The 16,973-nt window shown below is 68.0% G+C and carries 19 protein-coding genes, 1 tRNA gene and 1 pseudogene; 8 read left to right on the top strand and 13 right to left on the bottom strand.

The window, feature by feature from the left end:
* Nucleotide 1: 1 nt before the first annotated feature.
* Nucleotides 2–883, bottom strand: coding sequence for an alpha/beta fold hydrolase (locus EL337_RS20025; protein WP_048634439.1), 882 nt, complete (start codon nt 881–883; stop codon nt 2–4).
* 199 nt (nt 884–1,082) lie between these two features.
* On the opposite strand from EL337_RS20025, the gene EL337_RS20030 reads away from it, so the two are divergent.
* Both EL337_RS20030 and EL337_RS20035 read left to right on the top strand, forming a co-directional pair.
* On the top strand, nt 1,083–1,337 hold the full coding sequence (locus EL337_RS20030) for a hypothetical protein (RefSeq protein ID WP_048634382.1): 255 nt from the start codon (nt 1,083–1,085) through the stop codon (nt 1,335–1,337).
* A 422-nt stretch (nt 1,338–1,759) separates the two neighbouring features.
* Nucleotides 1,760–2,374, top strand: a complete 615-nt coding sequence (locus EL337_RS20035; protein ID WP_048634381.1) for a hypothetical protein — start codon at nt 1,760–1,762, stop codon at nt 2,372–2,374.
* A 57-nt stretch (nt 2,375–2,431) separates the two neighbouring features.
* Here the strand turns inward: EL337_RS20035 and EL337_RS20040 are convergent.
* Nucleotides 2,432–2,514, bottom strand: a tRNA-Leu gene (locus EL337_RS20040).
* A gap of 103 nt (nt 2,515–2,617) precedes the next feature.
* Here EL337_RS20040 and EL337_RS20045 point away from each other — a divergent pair.
* The 3 genes and pseudogenes from EL337_RS20045 to EL337_RS20055 form a co-directional block, all read left to right on the top strand.
* Nucleotides 2,618–3,022 carry a lipoprotein LprD gene (locus EL337_RS20045; protein WP_048634380.1) on the top strand — a complete coding sequence of 135 codons (405 nt, stop codon included), beginning with the start codon at nt 2,618–2,620 and terminating at the stop codon, nt 3,020–3,022.
* The gene (locus EL337_RS20050; protein ID WP_048634379.1) at nt 3,019–3,366 is read left to right on the top strand and encodes a DUF3817 domain-containing protein; all 348 of its coding nucleotides are present in this window, start codon (nt 3,019–3,021) and stop codon (nt 3,364–3,366) included. The genes EL337_RS20045 and EL337_RS20050 overlap by 4 nt, the downstream gene beginning before the upstream one ends.
* Nucleotides 3,367–3,380: 14 nt before the next feature.
* A pseudogene (locus EL337_RS20055) lies at nt 3,381–4,439 on the top strand (acyltransferase family protein); the annotation flags it as partial.
* Nucleotides 4,440–4,513: 74 nt separating this feature from the next.
* Here the strand turns inward: EL337_RS20055 and rdgB are convergent.
* The 11 genes from rdgB to clpS are packed head-to-tail and all read right to left on the bottom strand — an operon-like array spanning nt 4,514 to nt 11,982.
* Nucleotides 4,514–5,122, bottom strand: coding sequence for an RdgB/HAM1 family non-canonical purine NTP pyrophosphatase (rdgB, locus tag EL337_RS20060; protein ID WP_197724133.1), 609 nt, complete (start codon nt 5,120–5,122; stop codon nt 4,514–4,516).
* A 6-nt stretch (nt 5,123–5,128) separates the two neighbouring features.
* Nucleotides 5,129–5,911: a ribonuclease PH gene (gene rph / locus EL337_RS20065; protein WP_048634377.1), complete on the bottom strand. Its 783-nt coding sequence runs from the start codon at nt 5,909–5,911 to the stop codon at nt 5,129–5,131.
* Between the two features lie 51 nt (nt 5,912–5,962).
* On the bottom strand, nt 5,963–6,736 hold the full coding sequence (locus EL337_RS20070) for a cyclic nucleotide-degrading phosphodiesterase (protein ID WP_048634376.1): 774 nt from the start codon (nt 6,734–6,736) through the stop codon (nt 5,963–5,965).
* 58 nt (nt 6,737–6,794) lie between these two features.
* The gene (murI, locus tag EL337_RS20075; RefSeq protein ID WP_048634375.1) at nt 6,795–7,631 is read right to left on the bottom strand and encodes a glutamate racemase; all 837 of its coding nucleotides are present in this window, start codon (nt 7,629–7,631) and stop codon (nt 6,795–6,797) included.
* Complete coding sequence (locus tag EL337_RS20080) at nt 7,628–8,305, bottom strand: rhomboid family protein (RefSeq protein WP_048634374.1); 678 nt, start codon at nt 8,303–8,305, stop codon at nt 7,628–7,630. The genes murI and EL337_RS20080 overlap by 4 nt, the downstream gene beginning before the upstream one ends.
* On the bottom strand, nt 8,302–9,264 hold the full coding sequence (locus EL337_RS20085; RefSeq protein ID WP_126316619.1) for a PLP-dependent cysteine synthase family protein: 963 nt from the start codon (nt 9,262–9,264) through the stop codon (nt 8,302–8,304). The genes EL337_RS20080 and EL337_RS20085 overlap by 4 nt, the downstream gene beginning before the upstream one ends.
* A gap of 31 nt (nt 9,265–9,295) precedes the next feature.
* Entirely contained in the window at nt 9,296–9,577 is a 282-nt protein-coding gene (locus EL337_RS20090; RefSeq protein WP_048634373.1) for a MoaD/ThiS family protein, read from the bottom strand.
* A 23-nt stretch (nt 9,578–9,600) separates the two neighbouring features.
* A complete protein-coding gene (locus EL337_RS20095) occupies nt 9,601–10,014 on the bottom strand; it encodes a M67 family metallopeptidase (RefSeq protein ID WP_048634372.1) in 414 nt (137 codons plus the stop codon).
* A 10-nt stretch (nt 10,015–10,024) separates the two neighbouring features.
* Nucleotides 10,025–11,071 (bottom strand): P1 family peptidase, encoded by a 1,047-nt coding sequence (locus tag EL337_RS20100; RefSeq protein ID WP_048634371.1) that lies wholly within the window; start codon nt 11,069–11,071, stop codon nt 10,025–10,027.
* 13 nt (nt 11,072–11,084) lie between these two features.
* The gene (gene aosR, locus EL337_RS20105; protein WP_048634370.1) at nt 11,085–11,672 is read right to left on the bottom strand and encodes an oxidative stress transcriptional regulator AosR; all 588 of its coding nucleotides are present in this window, start codon (nt 11,670–11,672) and stop codon (nt 11,085–11,087) included.
* A gap of 7 nt (nt 11,673–11,679) precedes the next feature.
* Nucleotides 11,680–11,982 (bottom strand): ATP-dependent Clp protease adapter ClpS, encoded by a 303-nt coding sequence (gene clpS / locus EL337_RS20110; protein WP_048634369.1) that lies wholly within the window; start codon nt 11,980–11,982, stop codon nt 11,680–11,682.
* A 52-nt stretch (nt 11,983–12,034) separates the two neighbouring features.
* Between clpS and EL337_RS20115 the strand changes: the two genes are divergently transcribed.
* The 3 genes from EL337_RS20115 to EL337_RS20125 all read left to right on the top strand — a co-directional run bounded on the left by EL337_RS20115 (nt 12,035) and on the right by EL337_RS20125 (nt 16,962).
* Nucleotides 12,035–13,399, top strand: coding sequence for a nicotinate phosphoribosyltransferase (locus EL337_RS20115; RefSeq protein WP_048634368.1), 1,365 nt, complete (start codon nt 12,035–12,037; stop codon nt 13,397–13,399).
* A gap of 5 nt (nt 13,400–13,404) precedes the next feature.
* The gene (locus EL337_RS20120) at nt 13,405–15,408 is read left to right on the top strand and encodes an ATP-dependent DNA helicase (protein WP_048634367.1); all 2,004 of its coding nucleotides are present in this window, start codon (nt 13,405–13,407) and stop codon (nt 15,406–15,408) included.
* A gap of 108 nt (nt 15,409–15,516) precedes the next feature.
* Nucleotides 15,517–16,962, top strand: a complete 1,446-nt coding sequence (locus EL337_RS20125) for a neutral zinc metallopeptidase (RefSeq protein ID WP_048634366.1) — start codon at nt 15,517–15,519, stop codon at nt 16,960–16,962.
* The last annotated feature ends 11 nt before the right edge of the window (nt 16,963–16,973 follow it).

Genomic DNA, 16,973 nt, shown 5'->3' on the forward strand with positions numbered 1-16,973 from the left:
GTCAGCCGAGTGGGCTGCGAACGGGCGTGTCGGAGGACGGCTGGCACGTCGACGCCATGAAGTCGTCGAGAAGATCTACGACATCGTTCGGCTTCTCGACGTGCGGGAAGTGTCCGACGCCCGGCAGCACTTCGAGGCGGCAACCCGGCCGAAGGTCGTCGAGTGCATGACCGTGCTCGACGGGAATGATCCGGTCCTGATCGCCCCAGATGATCATCAGGGGCAATTCGGTGGTCAGGTGCATCTTATTCAGGGCGCTGACCGCCTGCCCTCGATAGTCGACCACCGATCTGAGCGTGCGGAGGAAGGCCTGGCGGGTCTGCGGGTCCGACAACGATGAGTAGGCACTCCACATCTCGGCTCCGCGGGGCGACTGGATACTCGCGGCGGACAACCAGGAGCGCAGCTTGTTGCCGATGGTGATGACCGGAGGAGGTGCGATGACAGGCATGATGAGCTCTGCGCCCGGCGCCGACAGCAGGCGAAGTGTCCAACCGACGTCTTGTCCGAGACCACCGCTGCTGATCAGGACCAACCGCTGGCAGTAGTCGGGGTGTTGATAGACGAACTGCATCGCGACGCCGCCACCCAGCGATTGACCGACCACCGTGACTCGCGAGACGCCCAGTTCGTCCAGCAGATCGCGGAGGAAGACCGCGAACGCGCCGAGGGAGTAGTCACTGCGGGGCTTGGCCGATTCGCCGTGCCCGAGGAGATCCGGGGCGATGACGCGATAACGCTTCGACAGCTGCGGCATGACGGCACGCCAGGTCTGCGAACTTCCCGCCATGCCGTGGAGCAAGAGCAGGGTCTCGGGACCGCTGCCCTCGTCCCGATATGCCACTTTGTCGCCGTGCAGGTGTACGAACTTCAGATCGCTCATGTCCACTGGGGTCCCCCGTCTGGTGTGGATTACTCGCCATCGTCGCAGAAGACTGCCGCTCTAACCCACACCAGTGGGCAGCGCAACCGGGTGGGCGGACAGTGAGCGTAGTCACGACCCACCGCCGGGTGATGAAAGGTTTCACCGCCGGACCGCGGGGTATTTACGTCGGAGCAACCGCACGCCCGAAGGAGCACCCATGGTCGAGCCGGCCGTCCCCACCACCGTCGACGCCGACGATCCGTTCAACGAGGCTGTCGCGACCACTGGGCTCTTCCTCATCGTCACCGCCATCATCTCCCTGGCGTTCGCACTCGCGAGCTGGGGCCTGGACGAGACGCTGATCGCCGCATTCGCCGGGGCTGCCGCGGTGGTCAGCTTCGCGGCGAGCATCCTCTGCTTCAAGGCGCAGGCCATCGACGCCGCCCCGGCGGCGATCGAGGTATCTGCCTAATCCCGCTTCCCGGGTCGCCCCGGGTGCGCGGAACGGCGATTTCGCTCACATTGCCACTCACAACGCTGTTTCGTGTTGCATCGGAACCGATATTGCTGTGGCATTGATCCGCAGTGGTTGTCACCGGCGAAAGCGCTTGCCCAGACACGCTAAGCAGTTGCACAGTTCGGCCTGCTCGACGTAAACATTCACTATCGACAAGAGATTTGGCCTGCTTACCATAGTTAGCTGTGCTTAAAATGACGTCCTCGTCAAATTTATCGCGTTCCATTCCAGGCGCGGCGCGAGTGTCCAGTCGAGAGGATTCGGTGCGAGTGAACGTCGCAGCCCCCGGCCGTATCGGTTTCGGGTCCGAGGCCGATGCGACGGCGTCAGGCGCCGAAACGCCCAGCCGCCACTCGCCGAGCGGGGGCTGACACGGCATGTCCATCGCCGGCCACTACCTCGTCAACACCTCCAATCTCGGCCAAGCCGAGGACATCCTCGGCAAAGCGTACGGTCGCGTAACCATTGCCCCGAACGGGGCGGAAGCCGAACCGTGGATCCGCGTCTGGCGTACCCGCGTGGGCCCGGCCACGCTTGATGACGCCGAGATCAGCTCCTCGATCCGCTACGAGCTGGATACGCCGAACGGCGTTGTCCTGTGCCGGGTGCGCGCCGGCCGCGTCGATCTCCGCACCGACGACCATGTCGGTTCCTACGGGCGCGGCGACGTCATGGCAGTCGTCGGCGACGGCGTCACCATGACCGGCGTGCTGGCGGATGCCCGGTGCGACATCGTGTCGTTCGACCCGAGCGTGCTCGACGACGGCGCGGTCGCGGCCAGGCACGTCGACTGCCCGGCGGCGATAAAGCGCGTCGCCTCACCGGTGAGCGCATCGGCAGGACAGCTCGTGGCAGATGTCATCGTTCACATCCGCCACTTCATCGCCAACAATCCTCAGGTCTCCGGCGAACCGTTGGTCGTCGCCAGCGCTGCCCGCTACCTCCTGGCAACCGCGATGACCGCGTTCCCCCGCTCAGCCTTCCTCGCATGAGAGTCAGTTCACCTGCGCAGCAAGGCATTTCATGCACGCTCAGATGACAGTGCCGAGTGCGGGCGGTGGGACTCGAACCCACACGTTCTTCCGAACACGGGCACCTAAAGCCCGCGCGTCTGCCATTTCGCCACGCCCGCAGTGGCTGTGATCGTACCAACGCGGCGTGTCGCGACCCCACGCCAGACACCGCCCGCGTGGACGAATTCATCGGACCGAACGTCGTCGCGGTACCGTTGAGCAGTGTCCACTACGCGGCGTAGGAGGCCGGCGCTCATCCTGTTGATGATCGCCGCCGCCAGCGGCTGTCTCGCCTTGGCGTGGTGGCAATGGACCCGTTTCGAATCGACCGCGGGCGACTTCCAGAACCTCGGGTACGCATTCCAGTGGCCGCTCTTCGCAGGATTCTGCGTGTACGCGTACTTCAAGTTCGTCCGCCTGGAAGACGCTCCGCCCGAGCCCCGCTCGCAGCACACTGTCACCGAGATCCCGGCGGGGTTGCTTCCCGAGCGACCCCGGCCGGACCCGCGCGCCGGCGTCCATTCCGACGAGGACGCCGATCCGACCCTGCGTGAATACAACGCCTACCTGGCCGAGCTGGCCAAAGCAGACACCGATGACCAGAAGAAGACAGGAACCGGTACGTGACCGCACCTGAATCCCCGCCACCCATCACCCCCGTCGAGGCCGTGCGCAAGGCACTCACCGGGTACCGCGTCCTGGCGTGGGCAACCGGCCTGTGGCTTATCGCCCTCTGCTACGAGATGGTGCTGAAGTACGGCTTCAACGACGACTCACTCGGCTGGATCGCGGTCGTGCACGGCTGGGTGTACTTCGTCTACCTGCTGTTCACCGCCAACTTGGCCGTCAAGGTGCGGTGGCCCATCGCCAAGACCGTCGGCGTACTGCTGGCAGGCACCATCCCCCTGGTCGGCATCGTGGTCGAGCACTTCCAGACGCAGAACATCAAGGCCCAGTTCGGCATCACCTAGCTACACTCGGGCAGATGTCAGGCCGCCCCGGCGCGCGCTGGAGCGCCGGTGGGGCAGCCCGACCGAGCGCCGCGTCTCCCCGAGAACCCGCCCTCACCGGGCTGCGCGCTGTCGCCGCCATTCTCGTGGTCAGCACGCACGCGGCCTTCGCGACCGGCTACCTGTCACAGGGCTACCTCGGTGCGGTGTCCGCCCGTCTGGAGATCGGTGTGGCGATCTTCTTCGTGCTCTCGGGATTTCTGCTGTTCCGGCCGTGGGTGCGTGCCGCCGCCGAGGACCGGCCCGCACCGTCTGTGCGCCGCTACGGCCGGCACCGGGTGCGCCGCATCGTCCCGGCCTACCTGATCACGGTGGTAGCGGCCTTTGAGGTCTACACCGTCTTCACCCCCGGGCCCAATCCGGGGCAGACGTGGGAGGGCTTGCTCCGTCATCTGACCCTCACGCAGATCTACACCGACGACTACGCGGCGACGCTGCTGCACACCGGCCTCTCCCAAATGTGGAGCCTGGCCGTCGAGGTGTCGTTCTACCTCGCACTTCCCGCCTTCGCATTCCTGTTGCTGCGCGTGCTGTGCCGCGACCGGTGGCAGCCCCGCCGTGCGCTGACCGGCATCGCACTCCTGGCCGCGGTGACGCCCGGGTGGCTCGTCGTCGTCGCCGCCACGGACGTGCTGCCGAACTCCGCCGGGATGTGGCTGCCCGCTCACCTCGCCTGGTTCGCCGGCGGGATGGCGCTCGCGGTCCTGGAGACCATCGCCGCCCGGTGCTCCGCGATCGTCGCGATCCCGACGGCGGCGGTGCTCTACCTGATCGTGTCGACGTGGGTGGGTGGCACCTTCGACGGTCCCGACCCGGCCTGGACGCCCGTGGCGAAGTCGATGCTGTACGCGGCGATCGCGACGCTGGTCGTGGCACCGCTAGCGCTGGGCAGCCGGGATTCCTACCACCGCGTGCTGGCCAGCAGGCCGATGGTGTGGCTCGGCGAGATCTCCTACGAGATCTTCCTGGTCCACGTCGTGGTCATGGCGCTGACGATGCACGTGGTGCTGGATTGGCCGCTGTTCACCGGTTCGACACCTGGGCTGATCGCGGCGACGCTGGCCTTCAGCGTGCCGGTCGCCTGGTTGCTACACCGGGTGACGAGGCCTCAGACCAGCGACCGCAGTGCGGGCAGCAGCGCCGAGAGTGCCTTACCCCGGTGCGACGCCGCATCCTTCTCCGCCGGCGTCAGCTCCGCGGCTGTCCTTGCCGAAGCCGCGGGCAGAAACACCGGGTCGTAGCCGAACCCGCCCTCGCCGCGCGTCGCCCGCACGATGCTGCCGGCCCACTCCCCCCGGACCACCGCGTGGTCGGACTCGGCAGGCCCGAACACCAGCGCGCACGCCGACACGAACGCGGCACCGCGGCGCTCATCCGGTACGTCGCCCAGCTGACCGAGGAGTAGGGCGGTGTTCGCGGCGTCGTCGCCGTGGCGCCCGGACCACCTCGCGCTCAGCACCCCCGGCATACCGTTGAGCGCGTCGACCTCGAGGCCGGAGTCGTCGGCCACGGCGGGCAGGCCGGTGGCGGCGAACGCGTCACGCGCCTTGGCCAACGCGTTCTCCTCGAACGTCGCTCCGGTCTCCGGCGCCTCGTCGAACGGAGGCACCTCGTCGAGCGCGACCAGTGTCAGACCGGACAGTCCTGCGCCGTCGAGCACGCGGCGCAGTTCGGCCAGCTTCTTGCGATTACGGCTGGCGACCAGTAAGCGAGTCACCCCGGCTCAGCTTCCGAACGCCTTCTTCGTGGGTTCACCGGAGTCCGGCAGCACCCCGGGATAAGGCAAATCCAGTGCGCTGCGCTGAATTTCGAACAACTGGTCGCATGAGGCCATGGCGAGATCGAGCATCTTGTCCAGCGTGGACCGCGGGAATGTCGCGCCCTCCCCGGTGCCCTGGATCTCGACGAGGGTGCCGGTGTCGGTGGCGACGACGTTCATGTCCACCTCCGCGCGCGAGTCCTCGGTGTAGGGCAGGTCCACCCGGATACGGCCGTCGACGACGCCGACGCTGACCGCGGCGATCGCGCACGACAGCGGACGCGGATCAGACAGCTTGCCTGCAGCGGCGAGATAGGTGACGGCATCCGACAGTGCGACGTAGGCGCCGGTGATGGCCGCGGTCCTGGTGCCGCCGTCGGCCTGGAGCACGTCGCAGTCGATCGCAATGGTGTTCTCCCCCAGCGCTGCCAGGTCGATGCAGGCGCGCAGCGACCGTCCGACCAGGCGGCTGATCTCCTGGGTGCGTCCGCCGACGCGTCCCTTGACCGATTCGCGGTCGGAGCGGTCGTGGGTGGCCGCGGGCAGCATCGCGTACTCGGCTGTCAGCCATCCCTGCCCTGAACCCTTGCGCCAGCGCGGCACACCCTCGGTGACGCTCGCCGTGCACATGACCCGGGTCTGACCGAACTCCACCAGGACCGAACCCGCAGGATGGGTGGTGAAGCCGCGGGTGATCGTGACCGGGCGCAATTCGTCGTCGAGCCGGCCGTCTTCTCGTCTGGACACGGGCCAACACTAGCCGGTAGCCGGAGTGACCCGGGTGGGGGTCAGTGGCGTTCAGCGGTGTGAAATATCGAACGTCTCGTTGCACACCACGGCATGCACCGGACCGTCGAACTCGGCCTTCGCCTCGCTGATGACATCCTCGCGCGACGTCCACGGCGGAATGTGGGTGAGCAGCAACTCGCCCACGCCGGCACGCGCCGCGGCCCGGCCGGCTTCGGTGCCCGACAGATGCAGCCGCGGCGGCCGCGACGGGGAATGCGTCCACGACGCCTCACACAGGAACACGTCGGCGTCGCGCGCCAAGTCGATGAGTTGATCGCAGTAACCGGTGTCGCCGCTGTAAACCAGGGTGGCGCCGGACGGATCGGTGATCCGCATGCCGTAGGACTCGGTGGGATGACACACCATCCGGGGTAACACCGTCAGCGCACCGATCTGCACCTCCTGGTTGTCCACCCAGTGCCGGACATCGAAGATGTCGGTGAAGTCATCGATTTCCCCGCCCTCGGGCGAGGACGCCGAACCAAGCCGCGCCCAGGTGTTCGCGGGCCCGTAGACGACGCCGCGTTCCGGCGCGGGCGTCGGATGGTAGCGCCGCCAGACGAACAGTCCCGGCAAATCCAGACAGTGGTCGGCATGCAGATGCGACAGCAACACGTGCACGGAATTGGGGTCGGCGTGCCGTTGCAGAGCACCGAGAACACCTCCACCGAAGTCGAGAACCAGGGGTGGGGTGTCGGGCGCACTGACGAGATATCCGGACGCGGGCGAATCAGGACCGACCACACTGCCGGAGCAACCGAGTACGGTGATTCGCACGCTCACTAGCTTGCCATGCCCACCATCTGCATGACGAAAACATCGCCGGTTTCGGCGATGAACGTCATGTTCGCAAGCCGGCGTGACGCTGAACTGGCCGGACACCGCCGAGGGTGGGCCCGAGGAAGCGCGCCGCAAGTGCGGTGAAAGCCTCAGGGTCGCCTGTTGCCTCGAACACTCGGCGCGGGACCTGCACCCCGTCGTCGGGGTGGGGTTTGAGCAACTCACGCTCGGAGAGCACGCGGAGTAGATCCTTTGCCGTCTCCTCGGCGCTGGACACCAGCGTCACGTGGTCGCCCATGGCCAGCTGGATCAGACCCGAGAGCATCGGATAGTGCGTGCAGCCCAGCACCAGCGTGTCGACCTCGGCCCGCTGCAGCGGCTCCAGGTATCCCTCGGCCAGCCCCAGGACCTGGCGCCCGCTCGTCACGCCGCGCTCGACGAAATCGACGAAACGCGGGCAGGCGACACCGAACACCTCGATGTCCCGTGCTGCTGTGAACGCGTCCTGGTATGCGCCGGAGGCGATCGTCGCCGCCGTCCCGATGACGCCGATCCGGCCATTGCGGGTGGTGGCGACGGCGCGCCGGACCGCAGGCAGGATCACCTCGACCACCGGGATGGGGGCATAGCGTTCCCGCGCATCGCGCAGGCAGGCCGACGACGCGGAGTTGCACGCGATCACCAGGGCCTTGATACCGCGGCCCGCGAGGTCGTCGCCGATCGCCAACGCGTGGGCCCGGATCTCGGGTATGGCCAGTGGCCCGTACGGTCCGTTGCCCGTGTCGCCGACGTAGATGATGTCCTCGTCGGGCAGCTGATCGATGATCGCCCGCGCAACCGTGAGTCCGCCCACCCCCGAGTCGAAGATCCCGATGGGCGCCTGCTGCTGTGCGTTCACGTGTTCAGTGACGGCGGTCGGACCGGACGCCGCAACGCCCTGGTCTTGCGCTCGGGCCCGGACAGCAGATAGGCGGCCAGCACGCCGGCGACCGCGCCGCACAGATGCCCCTGCCACGAGACACCGAAGGTCCCCGGCAGAACGCCGAGCAGGATGCTGCCGTAGATGAACAGCACCACCACGCCGGTGACGATCTCCCAGATCTTTCGGGTGAAGAAGCCGAACACGATCAGAAAGGTCAGCCACCCGAAGATCAGACCGGAGGCACCGATGTGGTTGGTCTCGACGACCATCCCGTTGTAGGTGGGGGCACCCAGGTTGCCGATGAGCCATGTTCCGAGGCCACCGAGAATCCAGATGATGGCGGTGGCGAAGATGAACCGCGACAAGCCCGCGAGGGTCATCAGGAATCCGAGGACGAGCGCCGGACCCGTATTGGCGATCAGGTGCTCCCAGTTCGAGTGCAGCAGCGGCGCGAACAGGACGCCGGTCAAGCCGTCGGTCTCGAGCGGTCGAATGCCGTTGCTGTCGAGGCGATGTCCCGTCACCGAGTCGTAGGCCTCGATGACATAGAGCAAGGCGACGAACGACAGGATGGTCAGTGCGCCGACCACCCACGCCGGCCGTTTCTTCGGCTCCACCGGGAGCGCGGAGTATCCGCCTGTACCCGTCATGCCCAAAGTTGCCCTTCCAGCGCGTCCTCCGCGTCATCAAGGCTACCGGCGTACGCGCCGGTCGACAGATACTTCCACCCGGCGTCGCAGACGGTGAAGGCGATGTCGGCGCGCTCACCGGCCTTGACGGCCTTGGCGGCCATGCCGAGCGCGGCGTGCAGGATCGCGCCGGTGGAGATGCCCGCGAAGATGCCCTCCACCTGGATGAGTTCGCGGGTGCGCCGCACGGCGTCGTAGGAGCCGACGGCGAAGCGGGTGGTCAGCACCTCGGGGTCGTACAGCTCGGGGATGAAGCCCTCGTCGATGTTGCGCAGCGCGTACACACCTTCGCCGTAGCGCGGTTCGGCCGCCACGATCTGTACCCCGGGCACATGTTCGCGCAGGAAGCGGCCCGTTCCCATCAGCGTTCCGGTGGTCCCCAGTCCCGCGACGAAGTGGGTGATCTCCGGCAGGTCGGCGAGCAGCTCCGGCCCGGTGCCCTCGTAGTGGGCCGCGGCGTTCGAGGGGTTGCCGTACTGGTACAGCATCACCCAGGAAGGATTCTGCGCCGCAAGCTCTTTCGCGTGGGCCACCGCGGTGTTGGAGCCACCCTCGGCGGGTGAATAGATGATGCGCGCACCGTAGAGCTCCAGAATCTGGCGCCGCTCCACCGACGTGTTCTCCGGCATCACGCAGATCATCTGATAGCCCTTGAGCAGCGCCGCCATCGCCAGCGAGATGCCGGTGTTGCCGCTCGTCGGCTCCAGGATGGTGGCTCCGCGCTGCAGCCGTCCCTCGCGTTCGGCGTCCTCGATCATCCGCAGCGCGGGGCGGTCCTTGATGGAGCCGGTGGGGTTGCGGTCCTCGAGCTTGGCCCACAACCGGACGTGCGGATCCTGGTCCCACGCCGGCGACAGCCGCGGAAGTCCGACCAGCGGCGTGTTGCCGAGCGCCTGCAGCAGCGAGTCGTACCGCGTCATGGCTGGGTCATCTGTCGGTTTCCCAAGAGTCTCAGCCTCCGGCGACCGCGGGCAGGATGGTCACCGAGTCGCCGTCGGCGATCGCCGTGTCCAGCCCGCCGGAGAACCGCACATCCTCGTCGTTGACGTAGATGTTGACGAAGCGGTGCAACTTGCCTTGATTGGCGGGGTCGACCAGCCGTTCGGAGATGCCGGAATAGTTGGCCTCCAGATCGGCGATCACGGCGTGCAACGTGTCGCCGGCGGCGGAGACGCGCTTCTCTCCCCCGGTGTGGGTGCGCAGGATGGTCGGGATCGACACCGTTACGGTCATGCGAGGTAACTCCTTGAATCTTCTCAGTACTGCTCGACGATGGTGACGGGCTCTTCGGTGACCACGCCGTCGCGGATGCGATAGCTCCGCAGCTCGTGGTCGTCGGGGTCGCGGGTGGAGATCAGCACGTAGTGGGCGTCGGGTTCGCCGGCGATGGACACATCCGTGCGGCTCGGATAGGCCTCGGTGCCGGTGTGCGAGTGGTAGATGACGACCGGCACCTCGTCGGCCTCCTCCATACTGCGCCACACCTTGAGCTGCTCCATGGAGTCGAAGCGGTAGAACGTCGGCGACCGCTCGGCGTTGGCCATGGGGATGAACCGTTCCGGACGATCGGAACCATCCGGCCCGGCGATGATGCCGCAGGCCTCGTCGGGATGGTCGGTGCGGGCATGGCCGACCATCGCATCGACGAGGTCGGCACGAATTGTCAGCACAGTGTCCCTCTCATGAAGTCGCGCCCCGAACGTCCACCCTGAACGCTCCCGGCAACAGGCCACGGTATGTCGGTATTCCTGCGACCGATTCGGCGGCCAGCACTCCGACGAGTACCGCCGCGGCCAACGCCTCCGCCGCGGCCGCTCCCACGGCGGCCACCAGCGGCAGTTCGGGCGACATCGAGGCAGGTGTGGTGGGATCGGGATCAACCTCCACCGCGCCTGTGGCCAGCGCGAACACCGTGTCCCCGTCCAGCGGGGTGTGACATGGATTGATGGTGCGGGCCAGCCCGTCCTGGGCGGCCACAGCCATCCGGCGGCAGCCTGCCTTGCTCAACGCCGCATCGGTGGCCACCACCGCGATCGTGGTGTTGAGCGGACTGAGCTCGCCGTGGCGTTCCGCATAGGCGGCGCACTGGTCGGCGGGCGGGGGGACGAGCCCGAACTGCTCGATGTGCGACGCCAGCCACGGAAGGCCGGTGCCGGGGTCGACGACGTCGCCCGCCGAGTTGACGACGACGAGCGCGCCGACGGTGACACCCGAGGCGAGCATGACCGAGGCCGTGCCGACGCCCCCTTTGAACACGCCTGCGCGCGCGCCGACGCCCGCGCCGACGGTTCCGATGCCGACCTCGGTGCCTGCGGCGGCAGCCGCGCGATACCCGAATTCCGCGTCCGGACGGCATTTCCAGCCCCCGACCGGAAGATCGAAGATCACCGCGGACGGAACGATCGGGACCACGCCGCCGTCCATCGCGACTCCGCGGCCATGCTCCTCCAGCCACGTCATCACGCCGTCCGCGGCCGCCAGGCCGTACGCGCTACCCCCGGTGAGCATCACGGCGTCGACGTGACGAACCGAGTTGCTCGGCTCCAGCAGATCGGTTTCCCGCGTGCCCGGGGCGCCGCCGCGGCCGTCGACCGCTCCCGTGGTGCCGGGCGGCGTGAGCACGACGGTGGTGCCTGTCGCCCAGCCGGAGCCCAGCTCGGCGTCACGGTCGAGGTTGTGGTGGTGCCCGACCCGGATACCGCCGACGTCGGTGATGGATCCGCTCACCGCTGGCCTCTGCTCATCGCGTCGGCTTGCCGATCAGGCACACCACCAGGTACTCCTGCAACACCGTCAGCCACTGGTACACGTCGAGGTGGCCGGCCATCGGATGGTCGCCGGGAAGGCGGTCAGGACCTTCGGCGCCGATGTCGAGCATGGTGCCCAGCGCCAACCGCACGTCGTTGACCGCCGACGCCCAGGCGTTGGCATCGTCCTCGGACAGCTCGAATTTGCCACCGCCGGCGGGGACGGTATCCAGCAAGCATTGCGCCGCTTCACGTTTGGCGTCGAGGATGGCGGGCTCGTGCAGGCTGCGCAACGCGCTGTTGAGACTCTCCGCGGTGCCCGATCCGGCGGGGTGATCGGTGGCGGGCCGGTAAAAGTCCGGCAGCAGCCGCCTCATCGTATCGTCCTGCGGCGGAGTGGAATTGCCCGTACGTATGCCGGTGATCTCGGCCAGCTCGTCAGTCGGCGCCGAGGAGTCCCTGTCGTCGAGCATCCCCAGCAGCGACGTGACGAGGCTGCTCAGCAGTTCAGCTTCGTGTGCAGCCAGGGCCGACCGAAATCGCGGGCCGCCGGGGGTCTCGACCCGCTTCCATTTACGCACAGTGCCGTCAGCGGTCCTGCTGCAGCGTCGCCCACAAGCCGGCGGCGTGGAGCTTGGACACGTCGACCTCCATCGACTCGCGGCTGCCAGCGGAGACGACCGCCTTGCCCTCGTTGTGGACCTGGAGCATCAGTTTGGTGGCGTGCGGCTCGCTGTAGCCGAAGAGCTTCTGCAGCACATAGGTCACATAGGTCATCAGATTCACCGGATCGTCCCAGACGATGGTCACCCAGGGGGTCTCGGTGGAGGCGTCTTCGCGAACGTCACGATCTTCGCGAGTTCCCGGTCGGGCCTTCGCCGGCGTCACCATGGGGCCAGAATACCGGGGCCGCACCCATGCTTCGAACCGATACGGTTACCCGGTGACCCCCTCGTCGCCGGAGGCATCGCCGCGGCCGACCCCGCCGTCGGTGGCGCTGCTGACCGACAAGTACGAAATGACGATGCTCGCCGCCGCGTTGCGGGACGGCACCGCGCACCGACGCGCCACCTTCGAGATCTTTGCGCGCCGGCTACCCGAAGGCAGGCGCTACGGCGTCACGGCGGGAACCGCACGGTTGGTGGAAGCCTTGCAGGCGTTCAGATTCGACGCTGCGGAACTGCGTTCCCTCGGGAACTTCCTCGACGCCGACACACTCGACTATCTGGCCGGCTACCGGTTCAGCGGCGATGTGGACGGCTACGGCGAAGGCGAGCTGTACTTCCCCGGCTCCCCGGTGTTGTCGGTGCATGGAACGTTCGGCGAGTGCGTCATCCTTGAGACGCTGGCGCTGTCGATCTTCAATCACGACTCCGCGGTCGCGTCGGCCGCCGCCCGGATGGTCAGCGTCGCCGCGGGACGGCCCCTCATCGAGATGGGATCGCGTCGCACCCACGAACACGCCGCGGTCGCGGCGGCCCGCGCCGCCTACCTGGCCGGGTTCGCCGGATCATCCAATCTGGAGGCCGAACGCCGTCACGGCGTACCCGCGCTGGGCACCAGTGCACACGCCTTCACGCTGCTGCACACCACCGACAAAGCCGGCGAGTCGACGTCGGACTGGGAAAAGGCGGCATTCAGCGCGCAGATCGAGGCGCTGGGGGTGGACACCACGCTGCTGGTCGACACCTACGACATCGCCGCCGGCGTCGCCAACGCCGTCGAGGTCGCGGGACCGCGCCTGGGCGCTGTCCGCATCGACTCCGGCGATCTGGGCGTACTGGCCCGCCAGGTGCGCGACCAGCTCGACAGGCTGGGAGCCACCGCCACCCGCATCGTGGTGTCCGGCGACCTGGACGAGTTCGCCATCGCCGCGCTGCGCGCGGAACCCGTCGACAGCTACGGGGTCGGGACCTCGGTGGTCACCGGATCAGGCGCCCCGACGGCGGGCATGGTCTACAAACTGGTCGAGGTCGACGGTATCCCGGTCGAGAAGCGCAGTAGCCACAAGGAATCCCACGGGGGCCGTAAACAGGGCACCAGACTGGCCAAGGCGTCGGGCACCATCGTCGAGGAGGTCGTCCATCCGAGCGGACAGCCGCCGCCCACCCCGGCCGACCTCGTCGCGCGGCCGCTGACGATCCCGCTGATGCGCAACGGCGCACCGGTGGCCGACCTGAGTCTGGGCACCGCGCGCGATCGGGTCGGCGACGGCCTGCTCAGCCTGCCGTGGGACGGGCTGAGCCTGTCGAAGGGCGATCCGGCCGTTCCGACGCGCATGATCGCGCCCACCCGCGGCCGCGGGTAGCACCCGTGGAGGTCACCGATCTGCTGGCCGCTGCGGTGGCAGGACTTGGCGGCGCCACCCGCGACGGCCAGATCGAGATGGCCGTGGCGGTGGCGCATGCGTTCTCCAGCGGCGAGCATCTGGCCGTGCAGGCCGGGACCGGCACCGGCAAGTCGCTCGCCTACCTGGTGCCCGCGATCCAGCATTCGCTCACCGACAATCGCCCCGTCGTGGTGTCGACGGCGACGATCGCACTGCAGCGACAACTCGTCGACCGTGACCTTCCCCGGCTGGCCGACTCGCTGTCCGACTCGCTGCCCCGCCGCCCGGTCTTCGCGCTGCTGAAGGGCCGAGGAAACTACCTGTGTCTCAACAAGATTCATAATGGTTCCGCAAGCGGCGAACCTGACGACATACCGCAGGAGGAGCTGTTCTCCCCCATGGCCAGAAGCGCGCTGGGCCGCGACGTCCAGCGGCTCACCGAGTGGTCGGACACCACCACCACCGGCGACCGCGACGAAGTCAAGCCCGGCGTCGCCGACCGGTCGTGGGCACAGGTCAGCGTGTCGGCCCGCGAATGCATCGGAGTGTCCCGCTGCCCGTTCGGTACCGACTGCTTCTCCGAGAAGGCACGCGAGCGCGCCGGACTGGCCGATGTCGTCGTCACCAACCATGCGCTGCTGGCGATCGACGCGATCGGGGACGCCAACGTCCTGCCCGAACACGAGATGCTGATCGTCGACGAAGCGCATGAGCTGGTGGACCGGGTCACCGGAGTCGCGACCGCCGAACTGTCGGCCACCCCGCTGGGCATCGCGCACCGCCGGGCCGCCCGCGTCGTCTCCGCGGAGCTCGCGCAACGGTTGGAAGCGGCGGTCGCGACGTTCACCTCGGCGATCTTCGACGCCCACCCCGGACGTATCGACGTACTGGACGAGGAAACGGCGAGCTACCTGACCGTGCTGCGCGACGCCGCACAGGCGGCGCGCACCGCTGTCGACACCGCCCGCACCGACCCGAAGACGACATCAGCGCGCGCCGAGGCCGCCACCGCCCTCTCCGACGTCACCGATACCGCCTCCCGAATCCTGGACTCGTTCGTGCCCGCCATCAGTGACCGCACCGATGTCGTGTGGCTCGATCACATCGACGACACCAGGGCGGGCAAGCGAGCCGTACTGCGCGTCGCACCCCTGTCGGTCGCAGGCCTGTTGCGCAGCAGGCTGTTCGGACAGTCGACGACGGTGCTGACCTCGGCAACCCTGACGATCGGCGGCAGCTTCGACTCGATGGCCTCGGCGTGGGGGCTCACCGCAGGCCGAGAGAGCGAGACGGACGACAGCAGCGACGGCCAACCCGGATGGCGCGGACTCGATGTGGGCTCGCCGTTCGACCACGCCAAGTCCGGAATCCTCTATGTCGCTGCGCATCTGCCCCCTCCCGGACGCGACGGCACCGGCTCGGCGGAGCAGCTCGACGAGATCGCCTCGCTGATCGAGGCGGCCGACGGCCGGACCCTCGGGCTGTTCTCGTCGATGCGGGCGGCCAAAGCCACCGCCGCGATCATGCGCGACCGCCTGGACACGCCGGTGCTCTGCCAGGGCGACGACAGCACCTCGACGCTGGTGCAGAGGTTCGCCGACGACGAGCAGACCTCCCTGTTCGGCACGTTGTCGCTGTGGCAGGGGGTCGACGTCCCCGGACCCTCGCTGTCGCTGGTGCTGATCGACAGGATCCCGTTCCCCCGGCCCGACGATCCGCTGCTGACAGCGCGTCAACGCGCGGTGGCCGCGCGCGGCGGCAACGGCTTCATGGCCGTAGCGGCCACCCACGCCGCACTCCTGCTGGCCCAGGGCGCCGGCCGACTGTTGCGTCGTGTGGACGACCGCGGCGTCGTCGTGGTGCTCGATTCCCGGATGGCGACGGCGCGGTACAGCGGGTTCCTGCGCGCCTCGCTGCCACCGTTCTGGGCCACCACCGACGGCGCCGCGGTGCGCGCGGCGCTGCAGCGGCTGCGCGGGACCGGCTGAATCAGACTCGCGCAATGAAAGCGGTCGGCGGGCCCTTGTCACTATTCTGACGGGGAAACTTCGCGCGGCGACCGCCGGCCTGTGCGGGGCTGAGGAAAAGGGGCGTCCATGAGTCGACGACACCTACTGGGCGCCACGGTGGCCGCGTGCACGGTGCTGATCGGCACCGCATGCTCGACCACCCTGCAGGGGTACGCCGTCTCGGTATTCGACGACCCGTTCCGTGTCGCCGGGATGCCCGCGACCGACGGGCCCACCGGGTTGCGCCCCGACGCGCAAGAACCTGCCAGAGACGTCGAGGGGACCGACGGCGGCGACATCGACAACCTGGCCGCCAGCGCGATCACCGATATCGAGGACTACTGGTCGGTCGCCTACGAGGAAACCTTCGACGAGAAGTTCAGGCCGGTGCCGGAGCTGATCTCGTGGGATTCCAACGGTTTCGACGGAGAGTTCTGCGGTGAGGACACCTACGGCGTGGTCAATGCCGGTTACTGCTACCCGGACCGGAACATCGGTTGGGACCGGGGCGAGCTGCTGCCCGGTCTGCAGCGCGCGTACGGGGACATCGGCGTCGTCATGGTCCTGTCCCACGAGTACGGACACGCCGTGGCGCGCCTTTCCGGGCTGTCCGGCAAGGACACTCCCACCCTGGTCGCAGAACAGCAGGCCGACTGTTTCTCCGGTGCGTACATGCGCTGGGTTGCCGAGGACTCGTCGACGCGGTTCACCCTGAACACCAGCGACGGGCTCAACAGTGTGCTGGCCGGCGTCATCTCGTTCCGCGACCCGGTCCTCAACGAGGGCGATCCCGATGTCGGATACAACGAACACGGCTCCGCCTTCGAGCGCCTGTCGGCGTTCCAGTTCGGGTTCACCGACGGCCCTTCGGCGTGCGCCGCCATCGACCTCGAGGAGATCGGCCAGCGCCGTGGCGACCTGCCGGTGCTGCTGCCGGAGGACCAGAGCGGCGAACTCCCGGTCACCGAGGATTCGGCACGCTCGATCGTCGACGCGATGGAGATCCTGTTCAAGCCCGCGAACCCGCCGGCGCTGAGTTTCGACGCCGCGGAGGCGCAGAACTGCGCCGACGCCAGGCCCAGCCCGCCGGCCTCGTTCTGCCCGGCCACCAACACGATCGTGGTCGACCTGCCCGCGCTGCAGGAGATGGGCACCCCGGGCGACTCTGAGGACGCGGCCAGCCTGGCCAGCGGCGACAACACGGCCTACTCGGTGCTGGTCTCGCGCTACATGCTGGCCATTCAGCAGGAACACGGCGGGGTGGCGCTGGACAACGCCGAAGCCGCGCTGCGTACCGCATGCCTGACCGGTGTCGCGACGAGCAAGCTGTCCAAGGACATCGAGACCCCCGACGGCGACACCATCGCGCTGACCGCGGGTGACATCGACGAGGCGGTGTCCGGGATCCTCATCAACGGGCTGGTGGCCAGCGACGTCAACGGTGATTCGGTGCCGTCCGGCTTCTCCCGCATCGATGCGTTCCGCGTCGGTGTTCTCGGCGACACCGAGCGCTGCTTCAAACGCTTCTCGTGACCGTCCGACGA

Origin of the sequence: Mycolicibacterium aurum (genome assembly GCF_900637195.1) — a bacterium.
Lineage (GTDB): Bacteria > Actinomycetota > Actinomycetes > Mycobacteriales > Mycobacteriaceae > Mycobacterium > Mycobacterium aurum.